This is a genomic window from Solicola agrisoli (assembly GCF_049059935.1).
Classification (GTDB): domain Bacteria; phylum Actinomycetota; class Actinomycetes; order Propionibacteriales; family Nocardioidaceae; genus JAURVT01.
In genome coordinates this window covers 1-6,766 of the sequence record NZ_JBMGQR010000123.1, presented here as the reverse complement: position 1 = coordinate 6,766, position 6,766 = coordinate 1, and the positions used below count along the sequence as shown (strand labels likewise).

6 protein-coding genes are annotated in these 6,766 nt (G+C 71.9%); 3 read left to right on the top strand and 3 right to left on the bottom strand.

The window, feature by feature from the left end; all coding sequences use genetic code 11:
• Positions 1-116 precede the first annotated feature (116 nt).
• Positions 117-1,589, top strand: coding sequence for a peptidoglycan D,D-transpeptidase FtsI family protein (locus ACI6PP_RS22585; RefSeq protein WP_421113985.1), 1,473 nt, complete (start codon positions 117-119; stop codon positions 1,587-1,589).
• A gap of 52 nt (positions 1,590-1,641) precedes the next feature.
• Positions 1,642-3,453 (top strand): Stk1 family PASTA domain-containing Ser/Thr kinase, encoded by a 1,812-nt coding sequence (gene pknB, locus ACI6PP_RS22580; protein WP_421113984.1) that lies wholly within the window; start codon positions 1,642-1,644, stop codon positions 3,451-3,453.
• Positions 3,454-3,456: 3 nt separating this feature from the next.
• Here pknB and ACI6PP_RS22575 read toward each other — a convergent pair whose 3' ends face one another.
• Entirely contained in the window at positions 3,457-4,230 is a 774-nt protein-coding gene (locus ACI6PP_RS22575) for a DUF881 domain-containing protein (protein ID WP_421113983.1), read from the bottom strand.
• A 134-nt stretch (positions 4,231-4,364) separates the two neighbouring features.
• On the opposite strand from ACI6PP_RS22575, the gene ACI6PP_RS22570 reads away from it, so the two are divergent.
• On the top strand, positions 4,365-5,024 hold the full coding sequence (locus ACI6PP_RS22570) for a cell division protein CrgA (protein ID WP_421113982.1): 660 nt from the start codon (positions 4,365-4,367) through the stop codon (positions 5,022-5,024).
• A gap of 177 nt (positions 5,025-5,201) precedes the next feature.
• Here ACI6PP_RS22570 and ACI6PP_RS22565 read toward each other — a convergent pair whose 3' ends face one another.
• Together ACI6PP_RS22565 and ACI6PP_RS22560 are read right to left on the bottom strand one after the other, a co-directional pair.
• Positions 5,202-6,083, bottom strand: coding sequence for a rhomboid family intramembrane serine protease (locus tag ACI6PP_RS22565; protein ID WP_421113981.1), 882 nt, complete (start codon positions 6,081-6,083; stop codon positions 5,202-5,204).
• A gap of 36 nt (positions 6,084-6,119) precedes the next feature.
• Positions 6,120-6,641, bottom strand: a complete 522-nt coding sequence (locus ACI6PP_RS22560) for a peptidylprolyl isomerase (RefSeq protein WP_421113980.1) — start codon at positions 6,639-6,641, stop codon at positions 6,120-6,122.
• Between the last annotated feature and the right edge of the window lie 125 nt (positions 6,642-6,766).

Here is a 6,766-nt window from a genome sequence, read left to right as displayed (position 1 = left end):
CTCGCCAACTGGGCGATCGTCGCCCTGCTGCTCCGCATCAGCGACCAGAGCCGGCGCCCCGCACCCGCGGTGGTGCAGCTGGACGAGGAAGACGCGACCCAGGTGGTGAAGCTGCGATGAACCGACCCATCCGTGTGCTGGCGATCGGCTGCCTCGCGCTGTTCGTCGCCCTCATGCTCAACGTGAACTACCTGCAGTTCGTCGAGGCCGACAGCCTGAACGCCAAGAACGGCAACCGCCGGGTGATGGACGAGGAGTTCTCCCGCGACCGCGGCGCGATCCTCGTCGGCGGCAAGGCCATCGCCGAGAGCGTGCCGAGCGACGACGACTTCCAGTACCAGCGTCAGTACCCCGAGGGGAAGCTCTGGGCCAACCTCACCGGGTACTACTCCTACATCTACGGACGCAGCGCGCTCGAGCGCTCGCAGAACGGCATCCTGTCCGGCTCGGACAACCGCCTGTTCGTCAACCGCGTCGTCGACCTGATCGGCAGCCGCGCCCCGCAGGGCGGCAGCGTCAGCCTGACGCTCGACCGCGCCGCGCAGCAGGCCGCCGCCGAGGGCCTGGAGAATCTCCCCGGCAACGCCAAGGGCGCCGCGGTCGCGCTCGACCCCGAGACCGGAGCGGTGCTCGCGATGGTCGGCGCGCCCACCTACGACCCCAACCGTCTCGCGAGCCACGACCTCCAGGCCACCACCGACGCGTGGCAGCGCCTGCAGGCCAACGAGAACGACCCGATGATCAACCGGGCGACCCAGCAGATCCTGCCCCCCGGCTCGACGTTCAAGCTCGTCACCGCGGCGGCCGCGATGACCAACCTCAACCTCAAGCCCGACAGCGAGGTGCAGGCGGGCTCGTCGCTGTCGTTCCCCGGGATCGGCTACCGGCTGGTCAACGAGGGCGGTGGCAACTGCGGCGGCGAGCAGATCACGTTGGAGCGGGCGCTGGCCGTCTCGTGCAACGTCTCGTTCGGCAGCCTCGCCGGCCGGGTCGGCCAGGACGCGCTCGCCGAGCAGGCCCGCAAGTTCGGCTTCGGCGAGGACTACCTCGAGGGCCTGCCGGCCAACGCCTCGCAGTTCACCACGCAGCCGAACACCGACCTCGAGGCGCCGCAGCTCGCGCAGTCCGGGATCGGCCAGTACGAGGTCTCGGCGACGCCGCTGCAGATGGCCATGGTCACCGCGGCGATCGCCAACGGGGGCGACCTGATGCGCCCCTACGTCGTCTCGAACGTCCGGGCGCCCGACCTGAGCGTGCTCGACAGCACCGAGCCCGACCGGATCGGCGAGGCCGTCTCGAGCGACGTCGCCGCCGGGCTGCAGCAGATGATGGTCGAGACCGTCCGCGACGGCACGGCCGGCTCGGCCGCGATCGGCGGCGCGACCGTCGGCGGCAAGACCGGCACGGCGCAGTCCACCGCCGACCGCCCGCCGTACGCGTGGTTCACCTCGTTCGCCAAGCTCGGCGACCGTCAGGTGGCCGTCGCGGTGGTGGTCGAGTCCACCGACACGTCCCGTCCGGAGATCTCCGGCGGACGGCTCGCGGGGCCGATCGCGCGCAGCGTGATGCAGGCGGTGTTGGATCGATGAGCACGAGAGCACACGCGCAGGGGCGCGGACGACGCGCAGGGAGGGACGCAGCATGACCGAGTTCCCAGGTGGGCCCACCGGTGGCGAGCACTCCGCCGCCACGGGCGCGGGACGCCTCGGCGACCGCTACGAGCTGGGCGGGCTGCTCGGCCGCGGCGGCATGGCCGACGTGTCCGTGGGACGCGACCTGCGCCTCGGCCGCACCGTCGCGATCAAGCGGCTGCGCACCGACCTGGCCAGCGACCCCACGTTCCTCGCGCGGTTCCGCCGCGAGGCGCAGTCGGCCGCGGCGCTCAACCACCCCTCGATCGTCGCCGTGTACGACACCGGCGAGGCCACGGGCCCCGACGACCAGGGCCTGCCGTACATCGTCATGGAGTACGTCGAGGGTCAGACCCTGCGCGAGGTGATGCAGGACGGTCGCAAGATCATGCCGCAGCGCTCGCTGGAGATCACCGCCGACATCCTGTCCGCTCTCGACTACAGCCACCGTGCGGGCATCGTGCACCGCGACATCAAGCCCGGCAACGTGATGCTGACGCCCGCCGGACAGGTCAAGGTGATGGACTTCGGCATCGCGCGGGCCATCGCCGACTCGTCGTCGGCCATGACGCAGACCGCCGCCGTCGTCGGCACCGCGCAGTACCTGTCGCCCGAGCAGGCCCGCGGCGAGCAGGTCGACGCCCGCAGCGACATCTACTCCACGGGCTGCCTGCTGTTCGAGCTGCTCACGGGTCGTCCGCCGTTCGTCGGCGACAGCCCGGTGTCGGTCGCCTACCAGCACGTGCGCGAGGAGCCGCCGATCCCGTCGTCGCTCAACCCCGAGCTGACGCGCCAGATGGACACGATCGTGGCCAAGGCGCTCGCCAAGCGCACCGACGACCGCTACCAGAGCGCCGCCGAGATGCGCACCGACATCGAGCGCGCCGTCGCCGGTCTCGAGGTCTCGGCGACCACCGCGTCCCCGGCGATGATGTTCGGCAGCGGCGACCAGGCCACCCAGGTGGCCGCCGGTGCCGCCGTCCCGCCCGTCGTCACCTCGACGGTGTCGCGCGAGCCCGAGCCCGAGGGCCGCAAGAGCCGGCGGGGGCTGTGGATCGCCCTCGTGCTCGCGCTGCTGGTGCTCGTCGCTGTGGGCGCGTGGGCCATCCCGAACCTGGTGAACGACGACCCGCCGCCCACCCCGACCACCACGGTGCCCTCCTTCGAGGGCCTCGACCAGGCCGCCGCCGAGCGGCTGATCACGAGCGAGAACCTCACGCGGGGCGACGTCACGCAGGCCGCGTCGGACTCCGTCGAGGAGGGCGACGTCATCTCCTCGGACCCCGAGGCCGGCACCACCGTCGACGAGCAGACGCCCGTCAGCCTGGTGATCAGCTCCGGGCCCGAGACCGTCGAGGTGCCCAACGTCACCGGACGCCAGGCGTCGGCGGCCCGTCAGCAGCTGGAGGCAGCCGGCCTCCAGGTCGCCGAGGAGGTCCAGCGCCAGGACGACAACGCGCCGCGCAACCAGGTGCTGTTCACCGACCCCGCGGCGGGCTCCACCGTCGAGGTGGGCGAGACCGTCACCCTCACGGTGTCGAACGGCCAGGTCGAGGTGCCCGACGTCGTCGGCATGAGCCTTGACGACGCCACGGCGGCGCTCGAGGCGGCCAACCTGCAGGTGCGCCGGACGCCCGACGACCCCGATGCCGAGCAGGAGGCCGGACAGGTCTCCGCGCAGAGCCCCGAGGCCGGCGACCAGGTGAACCCGCGGTCCACCGTCAGCCTGACGGTGTCGAGCAAGCCCGCGCCGGCGCCCACGCCGACCCAGCCGACGACGGACCCGGTCCCGTCGGTGCCGGTCGCTCCCGAGGGGGAGTAGGCCTCAGTCGGCGACGCTGGCGTGCTGGAGGTCGACCTCGCCCTCGTAGGCCGGGGACTCGACGCGGTTCCTGGTCTCGACCCCCAGCCCGAGGCGGTAGCGCACCACGTACTCGCGGTAGGTGCGCACGGTCGGGGAGTCCGACAGCGCCTGCTGGAGGTCGCCGACGTCGCCGACGGCCTCGATCACGTAGGGCGGTGAGTACGGCACCCCGTCGAGGACGACGGTGTTGCCCACGCACTTGATGCCGGTGGTGGAGATCAGCCGCTGGCCCTGCAGCGTGACCGCGTCGGCGCCGCCGGCCCACAGGGCGTTGACGAACGCCTGGATGTCCTGCTGGTGCACCACGAGCAGGTTGGGGTCAAGACCGGGCTCGTCGACGTCGCGCGGGGCGTCGGTCAGCTCGACCCGCAGGCCGGGACCCGCCACGTCGGTGAAGCCGGCGTCGGGACGCAGCCGCTCGCTGACGCGGCGTTGCTCCTCGACCGTGTCGGTGTCGACCTCGCCCGACAGCTGCTCGACCTCGTCGCGCACCTCGACGACGCGGTCCCGCTTGGTCTCGACCCGGTCGGTGCGCTCGCGCACCAGGTCGGCGAGGTCGGCGCCCACGGGGCGCAGGTCGCCGCCGCCGGCCGACAGCCCGCTCGCGGCGAAGAGCAGACCGGTGAGCACGAACACCAGGGGGACGGCCAGGCGCCAGCTGCTCCGGCGCCGGGACCCCGCCGGGGGGTGCGTCTCGGCGGACGCGGACGGCTCGTCGGCCTCCTGCTGGTCCATCAGGCCTCCCCGGCCGGTCGGGTGACCGGTTCCCCCGGTCGCCGACTACGCTAGCGGACGGACGAAACTCCGTCCGAGACGTAGCCGACCCTCCGTCGCGACGCGGCGGACCGCGTTGATGAGGTGTGCACAAGGTGGCCGAGCCCGACCAGAGGCCCGACGAGCAGGACGACTCCGTCGACCGCTCCTCCGACGACGCCGGCGCGGTGAGCGAGTCCGGCTCGCTCGACGACGACGGCTCCTCGGAGTACGGCGACGCCATCGTCGACGAGGCCACCACCGGCGACGAGCACAGCGACCTCGCCGACGCCGACCCGCGCACGTCGGGCTACGCCGGCGGCCAGGCCAAGCAGAAGGCCGCCGCGGCCGCCGAGGCGAAGGCCGAGGAGGACCACGACCCCGAGGACGGCGGCGCCGACGCGACCGCCGCCGAGGTCGCCGCCGCCAGCACCACCACCGGCACCCGGGCCGAGAAGGTCGCGAACAAGAAGAAGCAGAAGGAGTCCGGGGGCAAGGCCTCGAGGTCGGGCAACCCGGCCAAGGCCGCCAAGGGCGACGCACCCACCCGGTCCAAGGTCGGCCGCACGCCGGTCAAGCCCAAGGTGATCGGCAACCGGTGGGCCGCGCCGGCGATGCTCATCTGCGCGGGCATCGGGCTGGCCTGGATCGTGGTGTTCTACGTGACGCAGGACCGCGTCCAGATCCCCTGGTACAGCGACCTCGGCTCGTGGAACCTCGTCATCGGCATGGGCTTCATCGTCGCCGCGTTCGGCTTCTCGATGAAGTGGGAGTAGCCGCACCACCGTCGATCCCCACGGGGCCATCCACCCGCGTCCGCGCGGTGGGTGGCCCTTCGTGCGTCCCGGGCTCGGCTCGTCTTACACCGCTGTAGTTACCCACAGGGTTGTCCCCAGTGTGGAGAACTCACACCGCTGTCATTCACAGCCGTGGACAGGGTTGTGGACGGGACGTCAGGACAGGGCGAGCGTGCGCAGGACGAAACCCGCGACGATGAGCACCCACAGCGCCGCGAAGGTCCCGACGTGGACCAGCGTCCGCGCCTGGCGGGGCGCATAGGCGAACGCGGCACCCAGGGCCAGGCCCGTCAGGAGACCGCCCAGGTGCGCCTGCCAGCTGATCCCGCCGATGAGCAGGGGTAGCGCGGCGTTGAGGGCCAGCAGCACCAGCAGCGTCCGGGTGTCGTAGCGGCGCTGGTGCATCATCACCAGCGCCACTCCGAGCAGCCCGAACACGGCACCGGACGCGCCGAGCGAGTAGCCGTTCGTCGGGCCCAGCAGGTAGACCACCACGGACCCGCCCAGCGCGCTGGTCAGGTACATCGCGATGAACCGCCAGGTGCCGAGCCAGCCCTCCAGGAGCCGGCCGAACGCGTACAGCGCGTACATGTTGAAGGCGATGTGCAGGAGGCCGACGTGCAGGAAGGCCGACGTCAACGGACGCCACCAGGCCCCGTCGACCACGCCGGTGGAGACGCCGCCGTTGAAGTTGACGACGCTGCGGGACAGCATCGCGCCCCAGTCGGTGACGGTGCCGTTCGCCCCACCGGTGACGTACTGCGCCAAGAAGGCCACCACGTTGATGCCGATGAGGACGAGCGTCACGACGCCCACCCGGCCCGAGACGCGTCCGCCAGCCACGGTGCGTGGCTGGCGGATCGTCCTGGCTCCCTCGGCGACGCAGTCGGGGCACTGGAAGCCCACCGACGCCGGACGCATGCAGTCCGGGCAGATGGGACGTCCACACCGCTGGCACGAGATGTAGGTCTCGCGGTCGGGGTGCCGGTAGCAGAACGGGGCGGGGCGCGACGCGGGCGCGCCCTGCTGCTCGGTCATCGGGTGCCTTCTCCTCAGGGCCGGTGGCGGCCGGGTTCAGCGGGTGATCTGGACCGACTCGATGACGACCGGCTCGACGGGCTTGTCGCGACGGTCGGTCTCGGTGGCGCCGATGGCGTCGACGACGGCCTGGCTCTCGGTGTCCTTGACCTCGCCGAAGATGGTGTGCTTGCGGTTCAGGTGCGGCGTGGGCACCGTCGTGATGAAGAACTGCGAGCCGTTGGTGCCCGGGCCGGCGTTGGCCATGGCCAGCAGGTAGGGGCGGTCGAAGGACAGCTCGGGGTGGAACTCGTCGCCGAACTGGTAGCCGGGGCCGCCGGTGCCGGTGCCGAGACGGTCGCCGCCCTGGAGCATGAAGCCGGCGATGACGCGGTGGAAGCCCACGCCGTCGTAGAACGGGCCGCTGCCGGGGGCGCCGGTCTCGGGGTCGGTCCACTGGGTGGTGCCCTCGGCGAGGCCGACGAAGTTGTCGACCGTCTTGGGGGCGTGGTTCGCGAAGAGCTCGACGACGATGTCGCCCTTGTTGGTCTTGAGCGTCGCAGTCAGCGTGTCAGCCACGGGAGTCCTCTCACAGGCGTACGGATGGGCGTGCATGGTGCGCCCCGATCCTGTCACGTCCCGCCACATCGGGCCGCGCGGCAGTGCGGACGAGCGGGGGGCCCCGGCGGTGGGTAGGGTCGAAG

Coding starts and splice junctions, on each gene's coding strand:
- ACI6PP_RS22585 (WP_421113985.1), top strand. CDS start 117: ATGAACCGACCCATCCGTGTGCTGGCGATCGGCTGCCTCGCGCTGTTC.
- pknB (WP_421113984.1), top strand. CDS start 1,642: ATGACCGAGTTCCCAGGTGGGCCCACCGGTGGCGAGCACTCCGCCGCC.
- ACI6PP_RS22575 (WP_421113983.1), bottom strand. CDS start 4,230: ATGGACCAGCAGGAGGCCGACGAGCCGTCCGCGTCCGCCGAGACGCAC.
- ACI6PP_RS22565 (WP_421113981.1), bottom strand. CDS start 6,083: ATGACCGAGCAGCAGGGCGCGCCCGCGTCGCGCCCCGCCCCGTTCTGC.